Here is a 24232-nt window from a genome sequence, read left to right as displayed (position 1 = left end):
AGGCAGTTCTCCTCCAGATGCTTGGGCTGCACCTCCCTCAGCGAATGAAAATTAAAGCAATGTAGTACCAACTTTACGTTCGGGAGAAGCACCTGTCAGCTTCGAAACTGCGGAAGTTGGGCTAGCAGATGACTGGCCCACATGAAGTGAAGATATCGCAGCATCCACTCCGTCGGCAGTCATCTCGACCCGACTGCCCACTTCAGTCACATTCAGGCCCCGGCGCTTCAACCGTCCCGAAGCTTCGGATTATTGAATGCCATGGAGGCATCGTCATGTTGACGTGTTGGGAAGCGTATCCACCATGATGGAAAGGGTGAGGGCCGGGTGTCGAACGCGATCATCGTGTCTCCGTATTGACAAAAGACAAAGACAATGGTATCTTTGCGATCAGTAAATCTTTTTGGGAGGTGAATCACATGTCAGCAGAAAATCGACAGGCAGGCGGGGTCACGTCATTACTGGCCATGGCGGCCGCAATTTCGTTCCTTTTGGGCTACTTCATCTGCATCATCGCTGGTCTTTGGTGGCCCACCAACAGCAGCATCATCCTTCTTCTATGCATCATGGGGTTGTTGGTCGGTTGCTTCAATATCACCGGCCGGGAAATCATGCCCTATCTGGTGGCAGCGATAGCTTTGGTGCTGATTGGTACCCAACAGCCCTTTACGCCTCTTGATGATGCATGGGATGGTTTAGGCCGAAGGCTAAATGATATTGTGCACCTGATGGCGCTGTTCACTGCCCCGGCGGCCCTTATCCAGGCTGTCCGTGCTGGTGTCTCTCTTGCTGCACCTGGTGATTAGCAGAGACTCCGGGATAGAAACTTCTGAGTGACTTCATCTGAAACCAGTGTTTAAGAAGCCTCTCCGCATCCGTGCATCGAGCATGGGGGCGGGGAGGCTTCTTCATATCATCTCCCCGCTCTCAATCACCGAAGCGCAGACTGTTGTTGAATGGTGCAATCGAGAGAGTGCGCAGTGAGGTTTTTTGCTTCAAGCCAACGGGCAGGTTTGGGTTTTGCATTGGCAGCTAAAGCATGTGAGTCAATACAATCCTGAAACCAATCCCCATAAGGACTAACCCGCCAAAAGTCTCCACCCCTTTCCCGACCAGCCGGTTTGCCTTCTTTCCCAAAAAGAAACCCATTGCTGTGGCCATAAAAGCGACGATACCGATTGTTGCAGTAGCCAGAGCGATATTGACTTCGAGGAAGGCAAAGGTTAAGCCGACTGCCAGGGCATCAATGCTGGTTGCCACTGATAGCGCCAGAAGTGGGAATCCCGTGGTGATATCGGAAGTCTGGCCCAGAACGTCTCTGGAATGAAACGATTCCCTGATCATCTTCCCGCCGATGGCCGCCAAAAGGACAAAAGCCACCCAGTGATCGTAGGCCGATATGATATCCACCACAGTTCGACCTGCCAGCCACCCGAACACGGGCATCAGGGCCTGCGCTGCTCCGAAGGCGATGGAGATGCGGAATACTTGAACAGCGGAGAAGGTTTTCATGGATGCACTGCCACCGATAGCCACGGCGAAGCAGTCTGCAGAGAGTCCAACGGCTATTAGGAAAACAGAAACGAAGTTTAAACTATCCACGGTTATGGTTGATGGAATCTGTGATCAATTCTTGCACGATTACTTGCCAGCGGCGGATAATTGGAATCCACACAGACCTTCTCCAGTATGGCACAATGGAGCAATGGTTCCAAGAAGGGGAGACGATTACTGAGCAAACAGTCGATGCGGCGCATCAGAAGGTACGATAACGTTGAGTGCTGAAGGCAAAACACGAATCGTCACGGGGGTCTCCATGAAGGGATCGCCATCAATGTGCACCGGCATCGGACGGGCGGACTCAATTACGATCTGGCTGCATTGGCAATACTCTACCTTTGGGTCTTGGAGGTGTTGGCGGGAGAGTACCTTCCAGGCATGACGCGTCAGGGTGAGAACCCCTCCCCCTTTGAAGATGCACACATCCAGCTTGCCATCGTTCACATGAGCCTTTGCCCCAATAGGAAATATGCCGCCGTAGAGCTGAATATTGCTGACAACGACGAGGGATGAATCGGCCTTTATGACCTTTCCGTCCAGGGTCATCGTGATGTCCACGCTGGAATACCGGCCGAGCGTTCCTAATGCAGGAACGATGTAAGACAAAGAGCCCGATAATCTTTTGCTGCCCAGAGCCCTCTTCTTGACAACTACGGCATCCAGGCCGATTCCCAACCACATGAGGAAGTATCGTCCGGCGGCTTCGCCGACATCTATGGCAACGGTACGCCCTTCAACCAGAACCTGGGCGGCATTAAGGAGCATCTTCTTGTGGTAGTTGGCAGGCAATGGCCACGAGGTTAGTTCCTCCAGGCCCGCCACCATTTTGGCCACCCTGGTGCCGGGTCGCATTGGATTCAAGGTGGGGATATGCATCTGCATGGCCCAGACATTGGTCGTTCCTAGGGGGAGTACCCCCAGTGCCACATCAGTGCCCACCAACCCGCTGCCGACTTCATTGACCGTGCCATCGCCACCGGCGGCGATAACCACTTTTGCACCGCGTTTCACCGCATCGCTGGCTAGTTGGGCTGCTTCCATCGGCCGGTGGGTCTCCGACAGACTAACAACCCATCCCCTTTGCTTTAAGAGGGCGATCACGTCCTCCATTTCTCGCCTGACGACCACTTGTCCGGCGTAAGGGTTATAGATCAACTCAGCCTGCATCAGATGTCCATCTAGCTCTCACTTATAGATTGAATCCTACTCTCCAAACTCGTCATCTGTCAAATGAGCGGATTTACAGGGGCTGAGCGGCGGTTGTTCAGGCGTCTGCCCCGCTTCGGATCAGGGTTTCTATCCGCTCTTTTAGCGCCTGGGCGATCGTCTCCGACAGCTTCTGTCCGCCGTGCCGAACCATGAACGACAGTGGCCCAGACACATTGCCGCCTGCGTCGAGCTTTGCTCTTTGACCGACTGGCTCCAGGGAATAGTAGCGCGTCATCCTGGTCCCCAGCACCTTTCCTTCCATTACCACGATTTGCCCCGGGACGAACTTGGTTATAGTCATCAACAATTTAACCGTAATGATGAACCTGGCAACAATCAAAAGCTGCGATCCGACTCCGATCGGCCCATCGGAAACCTTGGCAACTTTCTTCAGCTGTGGTATCCACTGAGGCCATTCTTCGAAATTGCTGACCAGTGCCCATGCCTTGTCTGGAGTAGCGTCAATTTCAGTGCTGGCATTGAATTTCATTTCGGTCTCCTTAAAGGTTATCATATCAGACCTTGGACTGGATTTGGGGGAATGAGCCTGCTGGTATGAGAAATCACAGAACAATCTTTTCGGAACAGCTTCTGGTATACTTAGGGCATCGAAAATCGAACCCAACTTCTCCAGCAGCCGACTCCAGTGATCGAGAACACTGCGCTCTATATTCATCTCCCCTTTTGTCAAAGCCGGTGCTCCTACTGTTCGTTTGTGTCCTTTGCCGGGCGCAACGCCGATATTCCCGCCTATGTTGATGCCGTGGAAGAAGAATTATCCCAGCGCGCCAGAGGGGAACGCCTTGGGAGCATCTTCTTTGGAGGAGGAACACCAAGTTTGCTTTCTCCTGACCTGCTGGGTCGGATCATGGCCAGAATACGGGCACTCTTCCATGTGGAGGGATCGGCGGAAATAACATTGGAGGCCAATCCCGGCACTGTTGATGAAGATCATCTGAGGGCTCTTAGAAAACTCTCAGTCAATCGCTTGAGCCTCGGTGTTCAGAGCCTGGATGACGAGACCCTGGTTCGACTGGGTCGTATTCATTCTGCAGCCCAGGCAATCGAGTCGGTTCAGTTTGCCCGGAAGGCCGGATTTACCAACGTGAGCCTCGATCTGATATACGGGGTACCCGGCCAACCGTTGGGCAGGTGGATGGACGTGCTCAAGGAATCGGTTCGTCTTGGGCCGGAGCATCTTTCTCTCTACCCTCTCACGCTTGAAGGCGACGTGCCTCTGACCCGGGCGATTCAGAAAGGAGAGCTGCCGCCAACTAATCCTGATCATGCCGCCGAACAGTATGAAGCCGCCCAGGACTATCTGGCATCGGAGGGCTACGTTCACTATGAGATATCGAACTGGGCCAGGGAGGGTGCAGAGTGCCGACACAACATGGTATACTGGCGATGCATGTCGTATCTGGGAATCGGCGTTGCCGCTCACTCCTATCTGGATGGCCACCGTTTTGCCAATACCAATGATCTGGACGCATATCTGAAGGTGTTTCGGCTGGGGGAGCGTTACCGACCCGAAACGGATGAAGAGATCACTCCGGCAATTGGCATCTGGGAGGCGATTGCCATGGGACTGCGGTTGAGCGAGGGCGTCCGGTTTGACGATATGCGAGAACGATTCGGGGTTGACGTGCTCAGCCGATTCGGCCGTCAGATTGAGGAGACGGTCGATTCGGGCCTTCTGGAAATCAGCGACGATGGCTTTCGCCTGACGAGGCGCGGACGTCTTTTGGGAAATGAGGTCTTCTGGCGGTTTCTGCCGGAATAGGTAGGACTGTGAGGATTTATGGATCAAGCTTTAACGAGAAACTTCTGCATCATTGCTCATATTGATCATGGGAAATCAACTTTAGCCGATCGCCTGATCGGGATCACCGGCGCCATGCGTAACGAGGAAATCCGGGAGCAGGTGATGGACAGCATGGACCTGGAGCGAGAACGCGGTATTACCATCAAGGCCAAAGCCATTCGCCTCAACTACACAGCCAAGGATGGCAAAACTTATCGGCTCAACCTCATCGATACGCCCGGCCATGTGGACTTTTCCTACGAAGTCTCCCGCACGTTGGCTGCTTGTGAAGGAGCGGTGCTGGTCGTCGATGCCACGCAGGGAATCCAGGCACAAACCCTGGCGCACATCTATGTGGCGATGGAACGTAACCTGGAGGTGATCCCGGTCCTGAACAAAATTGATCTGCCGGGCGCTGAAGTCGATCGCGTCCTCGATGAGATCGACAGCGTGCTGGGGTACGATGCAGAGAGCGTGCTTTCCATCAGCGCCAAAACCGGCCAGGGGGTGCCCGCACTTCTCGAAGAAATAGTCCGCCGCATTCCGCCTCCAACCGGCAATGTTGATTTACCGCTCCGTGCGCTCATCTTCGATTCTCACTATGACTCGTACAAAGGGGTGATGGCTTACGTCCGCGTGGTGGATGGTCACATTGCAAAAGGGGACAATTTGCGTCTCATGGCACAGGGGACAGAGATGGAAGTGCTGGACGTTGGGCGTTTTATTCCGGAACCCAGTCCCGTGAGCCAACTTTCGGCTGGGGATGTGGGCTATATCGCCACCGGATTGAAGCATGTAGGGGAATGTCGCGTCGGCGACACAGTAACCACGATATCCGATGGCGCCGAGCAAGCCCTTGAACGGTATCGTCCTGCTAAGCCGATGGTTTTCGCCGGTATGTATCCTACCGAGGCGGGCGATTATACTGAGCTTCGCGATGCTATCGAAAAGCTCAGTCTCAATGATGCCTCCCTCTCGTTCACTCAGGAATCCAGTCCTCTCCTTGGGTTCGGGTTTCGATGCGGTTTTCTCGGCCTTTTGCACCTGGATATTGTTCGTGAGCGGCTTGAGAGGGAATATGGGCTTGCCCTGATAGTCACGGCCCCGAGTGTTCAATATGAGGTGACCAAGACGAATGGGGAGATGCTGATCATTGCCAATCCCAGCGATCTGCCTGCGCCCCCTGAAATTCAGAAGGTGGAAGAGCCGTGGGTTGCCATCTCCCTCGTTACCCCGTCTAAATTCATTGGCCCCCTGATGGAATTGTCCATGGATAACGGGGGTGTCTACAAGCGCACCGAATACCTGGGGCACCAGGCAGTGGGGCAACTCGGCCAGCGCGTCAAGCTGGAATACGACATGCCCCTGCGATCGATACTGACCACTTTTTACGATCAGGTTAAGAGCCGCAGCCAGGGCTATGCCTCGCTCGACTATGAACTCCAGGGCTACCGTGAATCGCGGTTGGTCAAGCTGGACATCCTGCTCAATCAAACGCTGGTGGATGCCTTCAGCCGCGTCGTTCCGCCGGATAAGGCGCATGATATCGGCAAGGCCATGGTCAATAAGCTCAAGGAAGTCATTCCCCGCCAGTTGTTTGTGGTGCCTATTCAGGCCGCGATAGGCGGCAAAATTGTCGCCAGGGCTGATATTCCGGCCAAGCGCAAAGACGTTCTGGCTAAATGCTACGGCGGCGATATCACCCGAAAGCGCAAACTTCTGGAGAAACAGAAAGAGGGCAAGAAGCGGATGAAGCAGGTCGGCAACGTAGAGGTTCCAAAGGAAGCCTTTATGGAAGTGGTGAAGCTCAACCTCTAGCGCTCGTCTATTTTTAGGCTCCTCGCTTGTGTTTTCGCTTCCTTCGACTAGCTCAGGGCGAACGTCCTGTCGTTGCGAGTCCCGACGAAACCGGGTCGCGGCAATCTCTGCTTTTAACGCGCTCTCAGATTGCTTTATCTCCGTGAGTTTCTCACAATGACAAGGAATCACCTGAATTGCAGGATACTTGAGCGAAAAGCCCATGGGTCATGGCGAATCTTGCTTACTTGACCGGTGGAACGCAAGAGTGTAGATTTAATATCAAAGAAAGTCTGGATATCAATCGCTAAAGCTCCGGTGGGCTGAGGAAGCTGCCCGCCGCAAAATCCATATGGAGGGGAGTATGTGCAGGTATGTTGCCTTGATCGGATGCCTTGTTTTGCTGGCACTTCTGGCTCTGCCCGGCTCAATTGCCGCTCAGCCACAGGTATGTGGTTTCTATGGCTCGGTACAGTTGAGTGGTGTAAATGTCCCCGACGGGACTATTGTAAAGGCATGGATAGGTTCCGTTGAAGTCAAATCCACCACAACGGTAAATTCACTGTACAACATGTATATTGAAGGTGAGCTTGAGGTGGAGTTGGGTATCTACGACGGCAAGATTGTGACCTTCACGGTGGGCGAAAAGCAATATGGCGCCATCCAATCTGTTCCGTGGCAACGAGGCGGAAACCTTAACATCAATCTGGAGGCCTTTCCTCTCAGGAGTGTACAGATCAGTCCGAGTGAAGGGGTTGCAGCCATCTTGACAGGTGAGGGTTTCCCGAAGAACTCTGAGATTGATTTTACCTGGCAGGACGAAATTCTTGCCACAGTCCCGCATCCTGTCACTACTGACAGCGTGGGCAGGTTTTCCGCACTCGTCGTAGCCCCCACTACCGATCCCGGCGACTATGTCATCAAGGCAAGCGATGCAGGCGGAAATACCGCTGAGGCTTCTTTCAAAGTCATATCGCTGAAAGGCGCACAGGGAGAAGTGGGGCCATCAGGTAAGGATGGTGCGATGGGCACTGATGGTCGCGACGGTCTCGATGGGTTGGATGGAACAAATGGGCTGACGGGTCCAGCGGGCGAGAAGGGGGAAAAAGGGGAGAAAGCAAGTGCTGCCGGCATTGTTATTGCCGTGATTATTGCGATTATTGCCCTGGTGATCTCGATTGCAATAGCCGTGTTCTGGCAGATGGATAGGAAGAGATTCGGGAGAGAGATCAGACAGAAGTTCATGTAGGGGCTTTTGTCTGGAGCCAACGGTCGGATTCGAACCGACGACCTGCTGTTTACGAAACAGCTGCTCTACCAACTGAGCTACGTTGGCTATTTACGTTCAGAATTGTAGCACTTTGGAGGTCAAAGTTACAAGTTGGTTTACGGGCTGTTTTAGTCATTAATCAAAACTTCGTCCATTTCGCCTATTCAAACCAGCTTCAGAATTATAGTTAATTTCCGCAAAAGTTTCGTTCACGAGTTTTCTTTCTGTTCACAACCTGTTTAGCAAGAAGCTCTCTTCTGCCTCTGTTTTGTTCAACACCGAGTCTCTGGGTGCAATCGCAACCAAGCATGATTCTATAAACATACGGTCCGCGATCCGTTGCAGTCCATTCATTTCTATGGACTGCTCATGCCTATTTGCGTTTAGTGATTCTGATACATCATTGATGACAGTCCAGTAACCAGTCAGTGGACTAGATAAAAGTAGATTACTAGTGTGCCTTATGGCCGTCGAATGAACCACTCCCTGGGCTTTAGCCCAGGGAGTGGTTCATTCGGTTATGAGCACGTCACTTTATGGTATTTTCTTGCCTTATAGAGCATGGGGGCCTATGGTTGGTTGCGCATGTTCAACAATCGGCAGACTGAAACTGAACCTGGAACCCTTGCCCGTTTGACTCTGAACCCACATACGGCCATCGTGTTTTTCGATAAGGGTCTTGCAGATCGATAGGCCTAACCCCATTCCCCCTCGATGCCGCGCTATGCCGGGCTCTATGCGATAGAATTGATCAAAGATTTTATTGATGTGCTCGGAGGATATACCAATTCCATGGTCAGAGACGGTGACAATTACATGGTCATCCATAGCAGCAGCTTCCACCGAGATCATCGTGCCTTTTCCAGCGTTTTGCACGGCGTTTCTGACCATGTTAGTGATGACCTGTCCTATGCGAACTTCGTCAATATTGATGACAGGGAGATTGCCAGGAACATTGACCTGCAGACGATGATTCCTCGTCAAGTATCGCAATTCTTCCCTGATGTTGATCATGACAGTCGAGATCAGGCTGTGCTGACTCATTATACTGATGACGCCCGACTTGAGCTGAGACATTTGCACCAGATCTTCAACTATACGAGCGAGGATATCGACCTCCTGATCGATAATACGGAGGTAGTCCTGTGCTACCTCCGAGTCCCATCGAACATCAGGTTGTACCAGTGAATCGGCCATTCCTTTGATAACCGCCAGCGGAGTTCGCAATTCATGGGACACGCTATCCAGCAATGCGCTTCTTAAACTTTCGATTTTTTCGAGTTCTATCGCCCTGGAAGCTTGCTCCTCCGCCTGTTTGCGCTCGGTGATATCGATAATCGCAGTCCTGCATTGTGGCCCTTTGGCCGATTCGAACAAAGCGCTTTCCAGACGGGAATAGAAATGGGCTTCATCGCGTCCGTTTTTGAGCCGGACCTCGCAATTCTGGGAGCCTTTCCTCTGGAAGATATCATAGAGATGCTTGTAGAGGGTGTCCCCATCTTCCCTGACAACAAAATGCTGGAATTGCTTGCCGAGGATATACCTGCGCTCCACACCCAGCATTGAGGCTGCAGTGAGGTTGGCTTCCCGTATCTTCCCCCGGCTATCGCAGGTGAAATAGCCAACAGGAGCAAAATCGTATAGTTCGGAATACCTGGCCCGTGACTCGGTCAGCCCCTGTTCAATCTTACGGAGTTCATCATTCTGCATCTGAAGTTCAATCTGATGCACCCTCAGTTCATGCACCAGACTCTCAATATCCGCAGGGGACATAGCGTTGACGTCCATTTCAATCCCATCTGTGTATGCCTCGGCCTGTTGGCGAAGAGGTGTGCTTCCGGCCGGTTTAGCCTTTTTCGTTGTCATGTCCCTACCTCCCATTGCGATGGTCCGCGCGATAAACGCACCACATCAGTTGCTTCTCCTCCAAAAGGAGAGCCGACTCCCTTCCTTGCTCACCGCTATTTCTCCCGTTTATGCTCCGTGATGTCCTCGATAGCCAGCAAGATCAGCTCTCCTTCTCCTTCTCCTCTGATTCTCCGGGCATTCAGCAGCATTGTCTTGCTGCCGATATTCTCGAATTCGTGATCCACTTTATAGTCTTCGATGGTGGTTTTATCCGGCAACACCTCTTCCAGCAATTTTCGCAGGTCAGGGATGTCCCACTGGGCGTCCCCCAGTTCATATAGGAGCCGTCCCTCGGTTTTTCCAGCAGTAACTTTGAAAACCTGATAGAAGGAGCGGTTGGCGAAGACCACCCGTAGCGTCTTGTCCAGCACCAGCAAAGGCTGGCGTATGGTAGCTGCGATGTAACCGGCATACTGCTGCGACCTGTTGGCTGCTATTTGCGCCTTCCTGATTTCAGTGACATCGACCAGAGTAATTACAACGCCATCAATCACGTTATCCAGAGTCCGGTAGGGTGCCAGCCTCATGTCATACCACTCTCCATCCTTGGTCTGTACTTCAACTTGCTTTCGATGCAATGTGGCAATGACATCCTTGGCATCCTGATACAGCCCTTCATACAGGATATTTGAGGTGATCTGACTGATCGGCCGGCCGATATCGGCATCAATCAGATTGAACAGCCGGGTTGCAGATGGAGTAAAACGCCTTGTATTGAGGTCAATATCCAGAAAAATAGTGGCAATATCGGTGCTGGCCAGCAGATTGGCGATATCGTTGGCAGACTGATCAAGCGCATTGACCTTTTCCTGCAGTTCCGAGTTAACGGTCACCAGCTCCTCGTTGGTTGATTGCAGTTCCTCTTTGGAGGTCTCGAGTTCCTCATTGGTCGATTGCAGTTCCTCGTTTACCGACTGCATCTCCTCATTGATTGACTTGAGATCCTCATTCGAGGTCTCGAGTTCTTCGATGGTTGTCTGGAGGGACTCCTTGGTCGATTGCAATTCATGTTCCAGGCTCACAATCTGCGGGTTACGCCCCTTTTCCGCAGCAGACTTTGTTTTCTGTTTGTCCGTTATTCCGAGCGACGTCTTTTCATCAAACACCACTATCATCAGGCCCTGAGGTACACCTGCTCCCTCAAGAGGAGTGACTGACAGGTTGAAGGTCAACAACTCACCGTTGTACTGGATTTGCTGGTTTTCTTCAACCACGGATTTCTTTTGCTTCACCGCCTTTTGGATAGCTGTTCTCAGCTTGTATTTAAGACCATCACGCGCCATGTTAAGAATATTGAGGGTCGGTTCCCCTGTCGGAAGCACCAGGTATTTCTCCGTGTCACCGATGAAGAATAGAATCTGGTGTTTTTCATTGATCAGAACGCTGGCGGGGGCATAGTTTTCAAAGACCATCTTTTCCGCCAGCAGACGGACATCAATCAACCCTCGAACCGGATTGGGATCGGCTGCACCCTCCCCTGAAATGCCATGCTGGCCGGTCCGGAAAGGAACAACGGGATATTCCAGCCGCCTCTCGGGGAGTTTGCCCTTTGGTTTGAAAAACTTCCATTTCAGGTCAACCGGCTCAAAACTATCGAAGAAATTCCCGATGGATTCCGATGGGCCGAGGAACAGAATGCCATTCTCAACTAAAGTGTGGTGAAAGATCGGCAGCAGCTTCTTTTGCAGCACGCCATCCATATAGATCAAGAGATTGCGGCAGCTCAGTATATCCAGCCTGGAAAAAGGCGGGTCTTTGATAACATCATGAACTGCGAATACCACCATCTCCCGCACCCGTTTCTTCACCCGGTACCTGGCACCATCCTGAACGAAGAAGCGGGACAAGCGTTCCGTGTTCACGTCAGCGGCGATGCTTGCCGGATAGACAGCGGCGCGGGCAAAATCTATTGCCGCAGTATCCAGATCGGAAGCAAAAATCTGCACATTCAGTCGCAGATTGAGTTCCTCCATTGCCTCCATCAAAAGCATGGCTATCGAATAAGCCTCTTCGCCTGTGGCACATGCCGGAACCCAGACACGCATTGCTGAATTGGGTTCCTTTGTACTCAACAAATCAGGCAGCACTTTTTTCCTGAGAATATCGAACGCTTTGGGGTCTCTGAAGAAACTGGTCACCCCGATGAGCATATCCCGGAAAAGGCTATCGGCTTCCGCCGGGGTCTGCCGCAAGTACTGGAAGTACTCTGCCACATCATAAAGCTGATGGACGGCCATGCGACGTTCTATCCTGCGCCGGGTGGTGTTCCGTTTGTAATTTGAGAAATCGTGTCCCGTTACGGATCGAAGATGGAGAAATATTTTCTCCAGGTAGTTCTCGTATTGATGCCCGGTGGCTGGTACCTCTACGCGGTCGTCAACGTACGGATGCCGGACATATTTTATAAGTTCAGCCGCCATCTGTTCCACCGGCAAAATGAAGTCCACCAGTCCGGTATCTATGGCGCTCTTCGGCATGCTGTCGTATTTGGCCTGGGTTTCCTGCTGCACCATGGCCATTCCGCCTTCGCCCTTAATCACCTTCAGCCCCAGGGTTCCATCCGCAGCACTTCCGGAGAGGATAATGCAGATCGCCTTGTTACCGCGATCCTCGGCCAGCGAACGGAAAAAGGCATCTATGGGGAGGTTTACGTGGGCACTTTTTATCGGATCCACCAAGTGCAGCGCCCCGTTTATAATGGCCACGTTCTTGTCCGGCAGGTTAAGGTAAATATGGTTGGGCTGAATTTGCATACCGTCTTCTATCAGATGAATCGGCATGGCAGTATATTTCTCCAACAGGGACCCCATAATGCTCTTGTGCGTGGAGGACAGGTGCTGAATGACTACAAAAGCCATGTTGGTGGTTGGAGGCATATGGGAAAAGAACCCCTCAAGGGCTTCGAGTCCACCGGCTGAGGCGCCGATACCCACAACGGGAAACACCTTGACTTCATTTTCCCTTTCGTTATTAGTTGTAGCGGCTTTGGTAGCCCGCTTTGACAGGGTGGGCTTCTTCTTTTTTGGGGATGCTTTCTTTGTCACTGGCTCAGTCATCCTTTTTGTTGACATAGCAGTATCCTACAGATTCAGGCTCTATCAGAGTGACGGCAGGGAGCCTCTAAGCAAATAGTCAAGACGTTCTCCTTATTGCGTGTGTTCCCTTGGGTCGAGCCTTAAAATGAGAAATTGTCCCAACCTATCTTTCTTGGCTAGATTCCTTCATTTTCCTGTCACTCTGGTCTCAGAGTAGGTGATTCTCCCGGATGATGCAATTCGTACTTCTACGTAATTTTGGCGTAGAAGTGCCCTCAGTTTCGGGTCCGGCAAATCAGCATCAGATTCAGCAGTCCTTTATAACAAAGTCTCACCCTTGGCACGTTCAGCACCATAGCCCATCCCCGGGCTCCTGTAATCCGCCACGATGGTATCTCACAGGGCCTGAAGGGTAAAGGGTTAAAGCTGCAGTATGGGTGAGTGGATGTCGCTTGTAAAGGCATCTGAGCTGTATCTAACCAGCAATTTTTTGCTTGCTTATGGTAAAGGACTATGTTATCATGGTTTGCAATACTCGCTAGGTGTAAAACTAGCTGTCGGGAAGACTCAGTTCGGAATTCTAACAAGGAAGGAAATGTCCACAGACAAGGCTAAATCCCTGGAGTTGGCTATCAGCCAGGTTGAGAAACAATTCGGCAAGGGAGCAATCATGCGCCTGGGCGCGGCTCAGGCCAGAATGACTGTGGAGTGTATCCCCACAGGTTCGATAGCGCTGGATATGGCTCTTGGAATAGGCGGGATCCCACGAGGGCGTGTAACCGAGATTTTCGGTGGTGAGGGGGCGGGAAAGTCAACGCTGGCTCAGCATATCATGGCCGAGGCTCAGAAAACGGGCGGATTGGCGGCATATATTGATGCGGAACACGCCATGGATCCGCAATATGCCAATGCCTGTGGAGTCAACCTGGATGAACTCCTGATCTCACAACCCGATACCGCAGAGCAAGCCCTGGAAATTACCGAGGCGTTAGTTCGAAGCGGTGCCCTGGATGTGGTGGTCATTGATAGCGTAGCTGCGCTGGTTCCCCGGGCCGAAATCGAAGGGGAGATGGGCGATACCCACGTGGGGCTGCAGGCAAGGCTAATGTCTCAAGCGCTGAGGAAGCTAACCGCGGTCATTAGTAGATCGCGAACCGCCGTCATCTTCATCAACCAGCTCAGGGAAAAAGTGGGGATCATGTTTGGCAATCCCGAGGTAACCCCTGGAGGCAGAGCTCTCAAGTTCTACAGCTCGGTGAGAATCGATTTGAGACGCATCGATAGTATCAAGCAGGGAGTCGATATCACCGGGAACCGGGTGAAGGCCAAGGTGGTCAAGAACAAGGTGGCTCCTCCGTTTAAGGTGGCTGAATTCGATATCATGTTCGCTTCAGGCATCAGCAGAGAGGGGGGGGTTATCGACCTTGGCGCTGCACAGGGGATAATTAAAAAGAGTGGATCATTTTTCTCCTTTGGGGAGACTCGCCTGGGGCAAGGGCGCGAGAATGCCAAGGAATACTTGCGTCAGAACAAAGACTTGGCTCAAGAGATCGAGAAACAGATCAGAGCCATCTCACTCCCTGTTGGAGCCATTACTTCCTCAGAAGAAACCGAATCCGAGCCTCAATCCATATCCTCTCTCAATTGAGGGAGGCCAGCGGGGTCGCTGATTGCGCTGGAATAGAACCTCTTCCCCACAGCAGATAACCTGGCGAGACCATGGGATTGGCTTATCCTATTGGAACTGGGTTAACAACGGCTCTGAGCATTACCATTGCGGCAAGCTGACGCCAGAGAGGGAACAGGATGCCTCTGTGACGGGGTGTCAGACGCAGCCTGAATGTGCCTCATCACAGAGATATCAACCCTCGTTGGGGAGACTTTGGTAAGGGAGCTTTGAGGAGATAGAGAATGAATACAGCAGTCTGGATTGTTATTATATTAGTTGCCAGCGTAGCTGGCTGGGCGATTGGCTTTTACCTGCGCAGAACTGAGACATCGAGAAAAGCTCGCATTTCTGAGGCAAAAGCTACCGAACTCGTCAAGGAAACTGAGGCAAAGCAAAAAGAACTACTCCTTCAGGCAAAGGAAGAGGCAGTCAAGATTAAGTCGGAGGCGGAGAACGAATATCGCCAGCGCCGCATTGAGATCAGCCGGCTGGAGAAGAAGTTCGGTCAGCGGCTGGAGAATCTTGACCGAAAAGTCGAGTCTTTTGAAAATCGTGAACGCACTCTGAGCCAAAAGGAAAGGGAAATTGAAGCCAGTTTGGCCCAAGTCGAAAAATTTAAGCAAGAGCAGAGACAGAAACTCGAGGTAATCTCAGGCATGTCCAGCGCCGATGCCAAGGAACAACTCCTGCGAGTTGTGGAAACCGAAACCCGAGATGCTCTGGCTAAGCGCATGCGTCAGGTGGAAGAACAGCTCAAGGCTGAAGTTAATGAAAGAAGTCGAATCATCACAGCTGAAGCCTTGCAGCGTTGCGCCAGTGAGGTGGCTACCGAGGCCACTGTTTCCGTAGTGGCGCTCCCCAACGATGAGATGAAAGGCCGACTTATCGGTCGAGAAGGACGTAATATCAGGGCTCTGGAAGCAGCCACCGGGGTTGATCTCATTGTGGATGATACACCGGAGGCCGTGACCCTTTCATGCTTTGACCCTGTCCGTCGTGAAATAGCCAGAGTCGCTCTGGCGAAGCTTATCCTGGATGGCCGTATCAATCCGGTGCGGATCGAGGAAATTGTGGAGAAGGCTAGAAAGGAAGTGGATTCCACTATTCAGGCAGAGGGAGAACAGCTGGCATTCAGGGCGGGGGTTGTGGGGCTACAGCCGGAGATCGTCAGAACCCTGGGACGCCTCAGGTATCGCTTCAGCTACGGACAGAACATGCTCAGCCACAGCCTCGAAACCTCCCAACTGTCGGCGGCACTGGCCACCGAAATTGGAGCTGATGTGACAATCGCCAAGACGGGCGGGCTCCTTCATGATATCGGAAAAGCAGTGGATCAGGATGTAGAAGGCCCTCATGCATTGATCGGTGCGAATATTCTCAAACGCCTGGGAGTGTCTTCCGATATCGTAAATGCAGTTGCTGAACACCATGGCGAAACTGGGACAAACAGCACCTATGGATTCATTGTTTCGGCTGCGGATGCTATCAGCAGCGCACGCCCTGGGGCAAGGCAAGAATCGGTTGAGCACTACCTGAAGCGCATAGAGGCGCTGGAGAACATTGCCGAGAGCTTTGCCGGTGTGGAAAAATCATATGCCATTCAGGCGGGTCGAGAAGTTCGAATCCTGGTAAAACCCAACCAGATTGACGATCTGGACTCAGTAAGGCTGGCCAGAGACATTGCGAAGAAGATCGAGGGAGAACTGGAGTATCCGGGCCAGATAAAGGTCACGGTGATCAGAGAGACCCGATCAGTCGATTATGCCAAGTAAGTTACAGAAAAGAGGTTAGTTGAAAGTACTCTTCATAGGCGATATTATCGGCAAGCCCGGTCGGACGGCGGTGAGAGCGCTGGTTCCCAGATTGCGCCAGCAGCAAGGGATCGATCTGGTCATCGCCAATGGCGAAAATTCCGCCGGCGGAATAGGCATCACTTCGACCACTGCCCAGGAGTTATTCCAGTCGGGGATAGATGTTATCACTACGGGAAATCACATTTGGAAGCACAAAGAGATCGTGCCCTATCTTGGGAGCAGTAGCGCTCCTGTTTTGCGTCCGCTGAATTTCCCGCCGGGAGTTCCCGGCAAGGGAAGCCTGATTCATGGTCAGGTGATGGTGGTGAGTCTTCTGGGACGCGTATTTATGGGTGGCATGGATTGTCCTTTTCAAGCAATGGATCGTCTCCTTAATGAGGGCAACCCCAAGCCCAGAATCGTTCTGATCGATTTTCATGCGGAAGCTACTTCCGAGAAGAATGCCCTGGGGGTGTATCTGGATGGTCGGGTCAGCGCAGTAGTAGGGACACACACACACGTGGGCACTGTTGATGCCCGAGTACTGCCCAAAGGCACCGCATTCGTCACCGATATCGGCATGGTGGGGCCTAAGAATTCTGTTATTGGTGATGATGCCGAAGGTGCAATTCACCGGTTTCTCACCCAGATGCCCCATATGTTATCCGTCGGCAAGGGGCCTGTTATCTTTAACTCAGTATTGGTGGAGATTGAGGACAGCGGCCGGGCAACAAGGATCACGCGCATCGACACCGAATTGCCGGAATCATGAACATCGATCTTCATATCCATACGACGGCCTCGGACGGGCGGTTCAGTCCTACAGAGATAGTTGCCCGAGCAGCGGAACTGGGAATGACTGCCATTGCCATCACCGATCATGATTCAGTTGAAGGAATAGCGATGGCTTTGGAGGAGGCCCGCAAGTTTCCCGGACTGCTGGTTATCCCCGGTGTGGAAATGGGAGCGGATGTCTCCCCGGATGAGATGCACATCCTGGGCTACTTTATCGATCACCACTCCGCTGAGCTGTCCACCAAACTGAATCTGCTTCGCGACTCCAGAACCAGCCGGGGAAAGCAAATGCTATCCAAGCTGGATGCTCTGGGGATTCGGGTTCCCTGGGAATATGTAGCCAAAATAGCCGGGGAAGCCTCAATCGGAAGACCACACATCGCTCAAGCTCTGGTGGAGTATGGTCATGTATCTTCAATCAATGAGGCGTTCGAGCGCTATATAGACGACGGCGGGCCAGCATTTGTGGAGCGGGAAAAGCTAAGCCCTGTTGAGACGATCGAATTGATCACAAAGACGGGCGGACTGGCAGTTCTGGCCCATCCGGCGAAGATGATGGGCCTGGACACCATTATTCCCAATCTCAAGAAAGCAGGCCTTATCGGCATGGAAGTCTATTACAAAGATTACACTTCGGAAACCATAGCCAGGTTGCGCGAAGTGGCTCGTCGCTATGGCCTCATACCTTGCGGCGGCAGCGATTATCATGGATTTGAAGGCGATGGCACCCGAATCGGCCAGACGGACGTGCCTCAGAAAACCATCGATCAGCTCGTTGCTCTGCGAAAACAACGCCTTGCAGGAAAAACTCCTTAAAACAAAGGACATCAGATGTATTGCACACGCCACTCAAAGGTAGAAACCAATCTCCGCTGCGGCAAGTGCGAAACACCTATTTGTCCGAAGTGCTCTGTACAAACACCCGTCGGCGCCCGCTGTCCCGGTTGTGCCAAGGTTACTCGTTTGCCTATCTTTCAGGTCTCGTTTTTAGATCATCTCAAGGCAGTTGGTGTGGGTCTAGCATTGGCCGGTATTTGCGGGGCTGTTCTGGGGATTATCGGGGATTCTCTTCTGTTCTTCTTCTACTTGATGGTGCTAGTCACCGGGCAGATCATCGGCGACATGGTCAGTCGCAGCGTCAATCGAAAAAGGGGGCGCGGTCTGGAGGTAATAGCCGGCACTAGTGTGCTGGCAGCCTACGCTATCGGAGTTGCCATGGGCTTCTACGTCAGTCTATTCGGCATTTTGGCCCTGGCAGGCGCGATCTACATTGCCGTCGGTCGGTTTCGCTAACAAAGCAAAGCCAGCCTGCAATCTCACCGCACAAAAAAGGAGGCCCCTCAGTTCGCTAAGGGGGCCTCCTTTTTTTCTCTTTTCAGAAACCTCAGGACCTCGATATTTTATTGACGATCTCGCCCTTGGAGTTGCGGATGGTGACTTCCAGCGGCATTTGTCCCGGCAGAGAGTGGGTGGCGCAGCCAAAGCAGGGATCGTAAGCGCGGAAAGCCATCTCGATCCTGTTGAGCAGCCCTTCGGTTACAGTCTTTCCACCCTTGATCAATCCCTGGGCAGCTTTCTTGACTGACATCGAGATGGCTGCATTGTTATTGGTCGTCCCCACAATGAGGTTGGCCCGCTGAACCACGCCATGTTCATCGGTGACATAGTGGTGGGTTAGCGTACCCCGTGGCGCTTCCACAATTCCCACCCCTTCCTTCGGCGTTGCCGTCGGAATCACGCGATAGTTGGGGCTGGTGATCTCAGGATCGGTGACCAGTTCCATCAGGCGCTCGGCAGCATACAGCAGTTCGATGATACGGGCCCAGTGAGTGGCCAATGTGGCATGAACCGGCTTTCCTCCGAGAGTGGCATACATCCTCTCGTATTGCTCCTGTGCCAGAGGAGTGGCCATGCCGTCAGCGGCGTTGAGGCGGGAAAGAGGCGTAGCCCGGTAAACGCCGCTCTCGATTCCATCGGTGAGTCCCTTCCATCCCACATTCTTGAGATAAGGGAATTTGAGGTATGACCAGGGTTCCACGCCTTCGGCGATATGTTCCAGATACTCATTGGGTGAGTATTTGATGAACTCCTTGCCGTTGGGATCGACTACCCGAACTTTTCCGTCATAGAAGTTGACCCTGTTCTTTTCATCCACCAGTCCCATATAGTAGGTGCGGTGAGTATATTCCTCACTCAAAATCATGTCGACATAAGCTTTGTTGGCCAAAACCACGTCGTCGAACACCTTGATGGTCAACTTGGCAAACTCCAGCATGGAACGGCCCATTTCCTCGATCTGCTTGCGCTGATCCTCTTTGAGTCCGTGGCTCATTCCGCCGGGTATCGCGCCGCAGGGGTGAACCTTCCTCCCTCCTACCATCTCGATAATCTCGTGACCCATCTGCCGCGTCTGGACCACTTTAAGCGCTACCTCCGGCAGCTTGGCAATGATTCCCAGGATATTGCGCTCGGCAGGGGGCGCCTCCGGACCGATGACGAAATCCGGCCCGCTGAGAATGTAGAAATGCGTGGTGTGGTCAGCCACATAGAAAGCGCTGTAAAGAAGCTCGCGGAGCATCTTTCCCGCCGGAGGCGGGTCAACCTGAAAGACTGCATCAACTGCCTTCACGGAGGCCATGTGATGAGCCTCGGGGCAGACGCCGCAGATGCGCTCGGTGATCTGAGGTAAATCCTCCACCAGACGCCCTTCGCAGAACTTCTCGAATCCCCTCAGCTCCGGGATCTGGACATAAGCGTTGGCCACCTCGCCAGCGTCATCGAGGAAAATCTCGATCTTGCCGTGGCCTTCGAGTCGCGTAACGGGATCAATGCTTATTTTCTTCATCGGATCACTGACCTCTTCAGAATGGAATTCGGCAGGCTGTAGCGATAGAAGGTTCCCACCGGATCGCGGATCGAATCGAGGATTCGATTGATCTCCACCGGGTCGTCGGAGTCGATGATGGAAGCCACCGCGCTCAGGAATCGAGCGCCCTGGTCGTTGACCCCTTCCGGCGGGCCGTAACACCCCGTGCAGGGCATGCCTGCTTTGGGGCAGAGCGCCCCGCATCCCTCTCGGGTAGCGATTCCGGCACAGAGAAGTCCCTGTTCCAGAAGACACTTCTCCGGGTCCGCGATGATCTCGTGAGGGCGATAAATGGCCTTTAGCTTTTTCTCCTCTCTGGTTCGAGGGCATTCTTCGCAGAGGATTTGCCTGCCCGCCCCAACGACACTCCCGGGAGGCGGGAGCTTCCCTTGAATGATGGCCTCCAGCACGGCCCATGTCTGCTTTCCCACGGGGGGACAGCCGGGCACGAAATAATCCACCTCCACCGTCTGGGCCAGGGTTCTCACCGTGTCATAAAACTCGGGCAACTCCAGTTCACCTTCGGGCACCTTACAACTGGTCTGGGGGAGGATTTTATTTGGGTTGACAGTAGATTCCGTATCGAAGTACACCCGCTGGAATACACCCTCCCGGTTCGACATGTTGGCCAGGCCAGGGATGCATCCTTCATAAGCGCAGGAGCCATAGGCCACCAACACCTTGGACTTGGCTCGCATCAGCTTGGCGAGGTGTTCGTTATCGGAAGTCTGAATGGCCCCGTTGAAAAGGCAGACATCGATGCTCTTATCGGGCATCTTTTCCACATCCTGGTATTTGAAGTCAACGAGGGCAGGCCAGAATACAATATCAGCCACCTGAGCCAGTTCGACAATCTTCTCTCCGATCTCCAGGGTCGCAATCTCACAGCCACCGCAGCTTGATGCCCAGTAGCCTGCTATTTTAAGTTTTCCCATTGTGGCTCCTTCCTGTGGGATTCACCTACGTGTGCACCCCTGCCGGTTGTTTCGCAGGGATTGGCTCTTCCGGTTTGGATTCCTTGGCCGATGGTTTCAAAGTGCTCGGCCCCAGCTCTTTAATTTCTCTGGTGAACTCGGTCACTAATTGGGCGAACCGGGGACCTTCTGCCGCCGATATCCACTCCAGCCTTAATCTCTTGGGATCGATTCCCATTTGATCGAGTAATTTCTTGGTGAGGGCAATTCTCTTCAGAGTCTTGTGATTTCCGGAAATATAGTGGCAGTCTCCGATATGGCAACCGCCAATAAATACGCCGTCGGCGCCCTTCTGAAAAGCTTCCAGGATGTATACCGGATCGACTGCGCCGGAGCACATCAGTCTGACCATTCTGAAGTTGGGCGGATATTGAATCCGGCTAACCCCTGCCAGGTCGGCCCCGGCATAGGTACACCAGTTGCAACATAAGCCGATGATTTTGGGCTCGAATGCATCCATGCTGCCCATATTCTATACCTCCAAAGCCGCGCTGATCATCGAGGATATCTGGTCTTTCCGGAAGCCCTTTTGCTGGGCTGCGCCGGAGGGGCAAGCGGCAGCGCATGTTCCGCACCCCTTGCAGATGCCTGCATTCACTTCGGCCAGCTTCTCCGTCTTGTCGACTGTAATAGCCGAATACGGACACAATATCTCGCAGACTCCGCATCCGCCGCAGACATCTTTGTTCACGTAGCAGACAATGCCCTCACCCGTTACGCTCTCCTTGGCCAATACTGTGGTAGCCCGCGATGCGGCCGCCCTGGCCTGGGCGATCGACTCCTCGATCAGCTTGGGATTATGGGCCAGTCCGCACATAAAAACGCCATCGGTGGCAAAATCGACCGGTCTGAGCTTCATGTGAGCTTCCAGGAAGAATCCATCTTCGTTCACCGGCACTTTGTATAGTTGCGAGAGCTCTTTGATGTTGGAGGGAGCCAGTGCCGCCGTACTCAGCGTCAGGATATCGGCATCGATCTCGATCAGTTCGCCGAGTAAACGGTCAACGACGGTGATCCTCAGAATCTCTTTGCCGTCAGCTTGCGCAATCTCCATCTGGGGCTTGTTTTCCGCATCGAAGCGGATGAACTTCACGTCCCGCTCCGCAGCTTCACGATAATAGTCCTCTTTGAGGCTGTAGGTTCGCATATCTCGATGAAGAACGTAAATCTCCATCTCCGGATTGACCTCTTTCAGTTTGATGGCATTCTTGATGGCCTGGCTGCAGCAGATTCGGCTGCAATAAGGGTGCTCCTTGTCTCTGGATCCCACGCACTGAATCATTACCATGCTTTGCGCACCGGTCACCCTCTCATTTTTCTGAACGATGGCATCTTCCAGTTCCAGTTGCGTCAGGACGCGCGGGTCTTTTCCATAGAGATATTCATTGGGCTTGAATTCCTGGCCGCCGATGGCCAGAATGGCCACGCCATGTTCGATGTCCTTCGCATCTCCCTGAGGTCCCCCGATGGTGCTGACAAAATTACCCACGCACCCGTAAGCCTTGGTAATCACCGAGCCGGTATGGACGTGGATCAGCGAATTCCCTTTCACTTTCTTGATGAGGCCGTGGAGGAACGGTTGAACCTCACTGCCTTCAAGTGTGTAGTGGATGCGTTTGGCCATACCTCCCAAGTGGGATTCCTTCTCTACCAGATGAACCTCGAATCCCTGGTCCGCCAAGTTCAGGGCACTCGTCATTCCGGCAATGCCGCCGCCGATCACCAGAGCGGTGTGGTTCAAGCTGAGCGAGACTCGCTGAAGCGGCTCAACCAGTCTGACCTTGGCCACCGCCATTCGCACCAACTCCTGCGCTTTGAGCGTCGCCGCCTTCTTGTCTTCCATGTGTACCCAGGAACAATGTTCGCGGATATTGGCCTGCTCATACAGGAACGGATTCAAACCGGCCTCCCGGAGCGTTTCCTGGAAGACGGGCTCATGCGTTCTGGGCGTACAGGCGGCTACAACCACGCGATTGAGACCCTTTTCCTTGATCGTCTCGCTAATATGCTTGGCCGAATCGATGGAGCAGGCAAAAACGGTGTCTTCGGCATGAACCACATCAGGCAATTTCTTGGCAAACTGTACTACCTTGGGAACGCTGACTACCCCGGCAATGTTGGTGCCGCAATGACAGACAAACACTCCAACCCTCGGCTCCTCGCCTGATATATCCCGTTCCGGCGGATACTCTTTGGTCTTCATCAGCGTCCCTCTGGATTCAGAGAGAAGCTGGGAGGCGGCCGCTGCCGCGCCGCTGGCCGTCATTACAGACTCGGGGATATCCATCGGGCCGCGAAAGACGCCAGAAACATAAATTCCCGGTCTTGAGGTCTCGACGGGGGTGAAGTTATCGGTTTTACAGAAGCCGTATTTATCGATATCGACGGATAATTTGTTGGCCAGTTCCTTTATTCCCGGAGTGGAGCAAAGGCCAACGGACAGAACCACAAGATCAAACTCCTCTTCTTTGGTCTCTTTTCCGTTGACAACATACCGGATGGCGATATTCTTGCTCCCCGGAATCTCCCGGGTGATGGCCGGCATGTTCCAGATATACCGGACGCCGGGCATGGCCTTGGCTCTCTCATAATATCGTTCAAAGCCCTTTCCGTAGGCTCGGATATCGTTATAGAAAATGGTCGCCTCAAGCGCCGGATCATGCTCTTTGGCGATGATCAATTGCTTGGTGGAATACATACAGCAAACGGCCGAGCAATAGGTGTTGCCGCTGACTGTGTCTCTTGAGCCGATGCATTGCATCCAGGCGATTTTCTTGGGGTGTTTCTTGTCCGATGGGCGCTTCACTTCTCCTTTGAAGGGGCCGGAGGCACTGAGCATGCGCTCGAACTCCAGGCTGGTAACGATGTTGGCCCGGGTTCCATAACCGTATTCCGACTTGGTCTCAGGATCAAACTTCTCATAGCCGGGGGCCAGGATCACAGCGCCAACCTCGATTTCCAGTTGCTTCTCTTGCTGTTTGAAATCGATGGCCTTCACCTTGCAGGTCGGTGCACATATTTTGCACTCGGTTCGCTGCATAAAGACGCATTGGGCAGGATCGATCAGATAAAGGGCTGGAACCGCCTGAGGGAATGGAATATAGATACATCGGTGGATGTTCAGGTTTTCATTGTAAGGATCGGAAATTTTGACAGGGCAATACTCAACACAGGTTCCGCAGGCGTTGCATTTCTCTTCATCGATGTACCGGGGCTTTTTGCGAACCAAGACGTTGAAATTACCCGCCTCACCCTGAATACCCTCTACAGTGGAAAGAGTCAATATCTCGATGTTCTGATTCCGGGCCAGCTCAATGAATTTCGGGGACAGGATGCACATGGAGCAGTCGTTGGTGGGAAAGGTCTTGTCTAACTGCGCCATCTTTCCACCGATGGCCGGGCCTTCCTCAACCAGGTAGACCTTGTATCCAGAATTGGCCAAATCCAGAGAGGCTTGTATTCCGCTGACTCCTCCTCCCACTACCATCACCGCCCCGGTCTTACCGCCGTGCACCTTAAGGGTTATATCTTTATCTTCCATCGTCACTGTTG

Annotated in this window: 18 protein-coding genes and 1 tRNA gene; 9 read left to right on the top strand and 10 right to left on the bottom strand. The window is 52.9% G+C overall.

Going from position 1 to position 24232, the window contains the following annotated elements; genetic code table 11:
* The first annotated feature begins 419 nt into the window (after positions 1-419).
* Positions 420-806 (top strand): hypothetical protein, encoded by a 387-nt coding sequence (locus tag PHV74_01000; protein ID MDD5092946.1) that lies wholly within the window; start codon positions 420-422, stop codon positions 804-806.
* Positions 807-1032: 226 nt separating this feature from the next.
* Here the strand turns inward: PHV74_01000 and PHV74_00995 are convergent, their stop codons facing one another.
* The 3 genes from PHV74_00995 to PHV74_00985 form a co-directional block, all read right to left on the bottom strand.
* Entirely contained in the window at positions 1033-1602 is a 570-nt protein-coding gene (locus PHV74_00995; GenBank protein ID MDD5092945.1) for a manganese efflux pump MntP family protein, read from the bottom strand.
* Positions 1603-1728: 126 nt separating this feature from the next.
* Positions 1729-2727, bottom strand: coding sequence for a diacylglycerol kinase family lipid kinase (locus PHV74_00990; protein ID MDD5092944.1), 999 nt, complete (start codon positions 2725-2727; stop codon positions 1729-1731).
* A 97-nt stretch (positions 2728-2824) separates the two neighbouring features.
* Positions 2825-3259, bottom strand: coding sequence for an SRPBCC family protein (locus PHV74_00985; protein MDD5092943.1), 435 nt, complete (start codon positions 3257-3259; stop codon positions 2825-2827).
* 156 nt (positions 3260-3415) lie between these two features.
* Between PHV74_00985 and hemW the strand changes: the two genes are divergently transcribed.
* The 3 genes from hemW (at position 3416) to PHV74_00970 (ending at position 7619) form a co-directional block, all read left to right on the top strand.
* Positions 3416-4552, top strand: a complete 1137-nt coding sequence (gene hemW, locus PHV74_00980) for a radical SAM family heme chaperone HemW (GenBank protein MDD5092942.1) — start codon at positions 3416-3418, stop codon at positions 4550-4552.
* Between the two features lie 18 nt (positions 4553-4570).
* Positions 4571-6391, top strand: coding sequence for a translation elongation factor 4 (gene lepA / locus PHV74_00975; GenBank protein ID MDD5092941.1), 1821 nt, complete (start codon positions 4571-4573; stop codon positions 6389-6391).
* Between the two features lie 343 nt (positions 6392-6734).
* Entirely contained in the window at positions 6735-7619 is an 885-nt protein-coding gene (locus PHV74_00970; protein MDD5092940.1) for a hypothetical protein, read from the top strand.
* An 11-nt stretch (positions 7620-7630) separates the two neighbouring features.
* On the opposite strand, the gene PHV74_00965 is transcribed toward PHV74_00970, so the two are convergent.
* From PHV74_00965 to PHV74_00955, 3 genes are all read right to left on the bottom strand, one after another.
* Positions 7631-7706, bottom strand: a tRNA-Thr gene (locus PHV74_00965).
* A gap of 486 nt (positions 7707-8192) precedes the next feature.
* Complete coding sequence (locus PHV74_00960) at positions 8193-9506, bottom strand: ATP-binding protein (protein ID MDD5092939.1); 1314 nt, start codon at positions 9504-9506, stop codon at positions 8193-8195.
* Positions 9507-9601: 95 nt separating this feature from the next.
* The gene (locus tag PHV74_00955) at positions 9602-12592 is read right to left on the bottom strand and encodes a chemotaxis protein CheB (protein ID MDD5092938.1); all 2991 of its coding nucleotides are present in this window, start codon (positions 12590-12592) and stop codon (positions 9602-9604) included.
* A 586-nt stretch (positions 12593-13178) separates the two neighbouring features.
* Here PHV74_00955 and recA point away from each other — a divergent pair.
* The 5 genes from recA (at position 13179) to PHV74_00930 (ending at position 18133) form a co-directional block, all read left to right on the top strand.
* Positions 13179-14231: a recombinase RecA gene (gene recA, locus PHV74_00950; GenBank protein MDD5092937.1), complete on the top strand. Its 1053-nt coding sequence runs from the start codon at positions 13179-13181 to the stop codon at positions 14229-14231.
* Positions 14232-14494: 263 nt separating this feature from the next.
* Complete coding sequence (gene rny, locus PHV74_00945) at positions 14495-16024, top strand: ribonuclease Y (protein ID MDD5092936.1); 1530 nt, start codon at positions 14495-14497, stop codon at positions 16022-16024.
* A 19-nt stretch (positions 16025-16043) separates the two neighbouring features.
* Positions 16044-16817: a TIGR00282 family metallophosphoesterase gene (locus tag PHV74_00940; protein MDD5092935.1), complete on the top strand. Its 774-nt coding sequence runs from the start codon at positions 16044-16046 to the stop codon at positions 16815-16817.
* Positions 16814-17656 carry a PHP domain-containing protein gene (locus PHV74_00935; protein MDD5092934.1) on the top strand — a complete coding sequence of 281 codons (843 nt, stop codon included), beginning with the start codon at positions 16814-16816 and terminating at the stop codon, positions 17654-17656. The genes PHV74_00940 and PHV74_00935 overlap by 4 nt, the downstream gene beginning before the upstream one ends.
* A 15-nt stretch (positions 17657-17671) precedes the next feature.
* The gene (locus PHV74_00930) at positions 17672-18133 is read left to right on the top strand and encodes a hypothetical protein (protein MDD5092933.1); all 462 of its coding nucleotides are present in this window, start codon (positions 17672-17674) and stop codon (positions 18131-18133) included.
* A 91-nt stretch (positions 18134-18224) separates the two neighbouring features.
* Here PHV74_00930 and PHV74_00925 read toward each other — a convergent pair whose 3' ends face one another.
* The 4 genes from PHV74_00925 to PHV74_00910 are packed head-to-tail and all read right to left on the bottom strand — an operon-like array spanning position 18225 to position 24221.
* A complete protein-coding gene (locus PHV74_00925; GenBank protein ID MDD5092932.1) occupies positions 18225-19685 on the bottom strand; it encodes a Ni/Fe hydrogenase subunit alpha in 1461 nt (486 codons plus the stop codon).
* Positions 19682-20641, bottom strand: coding sequence for an oxidoreductase (locus PHV74_00920; protein MDD5092931.1), 960 nt, complete (start codon positions 20639-20641; stop codon positions 19682-19684). Before PHV74_00920 ends, PHV74_00925 begins: the two co-directional genes overlap by 4 nt.
* A gap of 25 nt (positions 20642-20666) precedes the next feature.
* Entirely contained in the window at positions 20667-21149 is a 483-nt protein-coding gene (locus PHV74_00915) for a hydrogenase iron-sulfur subunit (GenBank protein ID MDD5092930.1), read from the bottom strand.
* Between the two features lie 3 nt (positions 21150-21152).
* Positions 21153-24221, bottom strand: a complete 3069-nt coding sequence (locus PHV74_00910; protein ID MDD5092929.1) for a CoB--CoM heterodisulfide reductase iron-sulfur subunit A family protein — start codon at positions 24219-24221, stop codon at positions 21153-21155.
* Positions 24222-24232 lie beyond the last annotated feature (11 nt).

This window comes from Dehalococcoidia bacterium, from assembly GCA_028711995.1.
Lineage (GTDB): Bacteria > Chloroflexota > Dehalococcoidia > SZUA-161 > SpSt-899 > JAQTRE01.
Note: the sequence above shows the minus strand (reverse complement) of the source record. Positions and strands in the feature narration are given on the sequence as shown.

Coding starts and splice junctions, on each gene's coding strand:
- PHV74_01000 (MDD5092946.1), top strand. CDS start 420: ATGTCAGCAGAAAATCGACAGGCAGGCGGGGTCACGTCATTACTGGCC.
- PHV74_00990 (MDD5092944.1), bottom strand. CDS start 2,727: ATGCAGGCTGAGTTGATCTATAACCCTTACGCCGGACAAGTGGTCGTC.
- PHV74_00985 (MDD5092943.1), bottom strand. CDS start 3,259: ATGAAATTCAATGCCAGCACTGAAATTGACGCTACTCCAGACAAGGCA.
- lepA (MDD5092941.1), top strand. CDS start 4,571: ATGGATCAAGCTTTAACGAGAAACTTCTGCATCATTGCTCATATTGAT.
- PHV74_00970 (MDD5092940.1), top strand. CDS start 6,735: ATGTGCAGGTATGTTGCCTTGATCGGATGCCTTGTTTTGCTGGCACTT.
- PHV74_00960 (MDD5092939.1), bottom strand. CDS start 9,506: ATGACAACGAAAAAGGCTAAACCGGCCGGAAGCACACCTCTTCGCCAA.
- recA (MDD5092937.1), top strand. CDS start 13,179: ATGTCCACAGACAAGGCTAAATCCCTGGAGTTGGCTATCAGCCAGGTT.
- rny (MDD5092936.1), top strand. CDS start 14,495: ATGAATACAGCAGTCTGGATTGTTATTATATTAGTTGCCAGCGTAGCT.
- PHV74_00935 (MDD5092934.1), top strand. CDS start 16,814: ATGAACATCGATCTTCATATCCATACGACGGCCTCGGACGGGCGGTTC.
- PHV74_00930 (MDD5092933.1), top strand. CDS start 17,672: ATGTATTGCACACGCCACTCAAAGGTAGAAACCAATCTCCGCTGCGGC.
- PHV74_00925 (MDD5092932.1), bottom strand. CDS start 19,685: ATGAAGAAAATAAGCATTGATCCCGTTACGCGACTCGAAGGCCACGGC.
- PHV74_00920 (MDD5092931.1), bottom strand. CDS start 20,641: ATGGGAAAACTTAAAATAGCAGGCTACTGGGCATCAAGCTGCGGTGGC.
- PHV74_00915 (MDD5092930.1), bottom strand. CDS start 21,149: ATGGGCAGCATGGATGCATTCGAGCCCAAAATCATCGGCTTATGTTGC.
- PHV74_00910 (MDD5092929.1), bottom strand. CDS start 24,221: ATGGAAGATAAAGATATAACCCTTAAGGTGCACGGCGGTAAGACCGGG.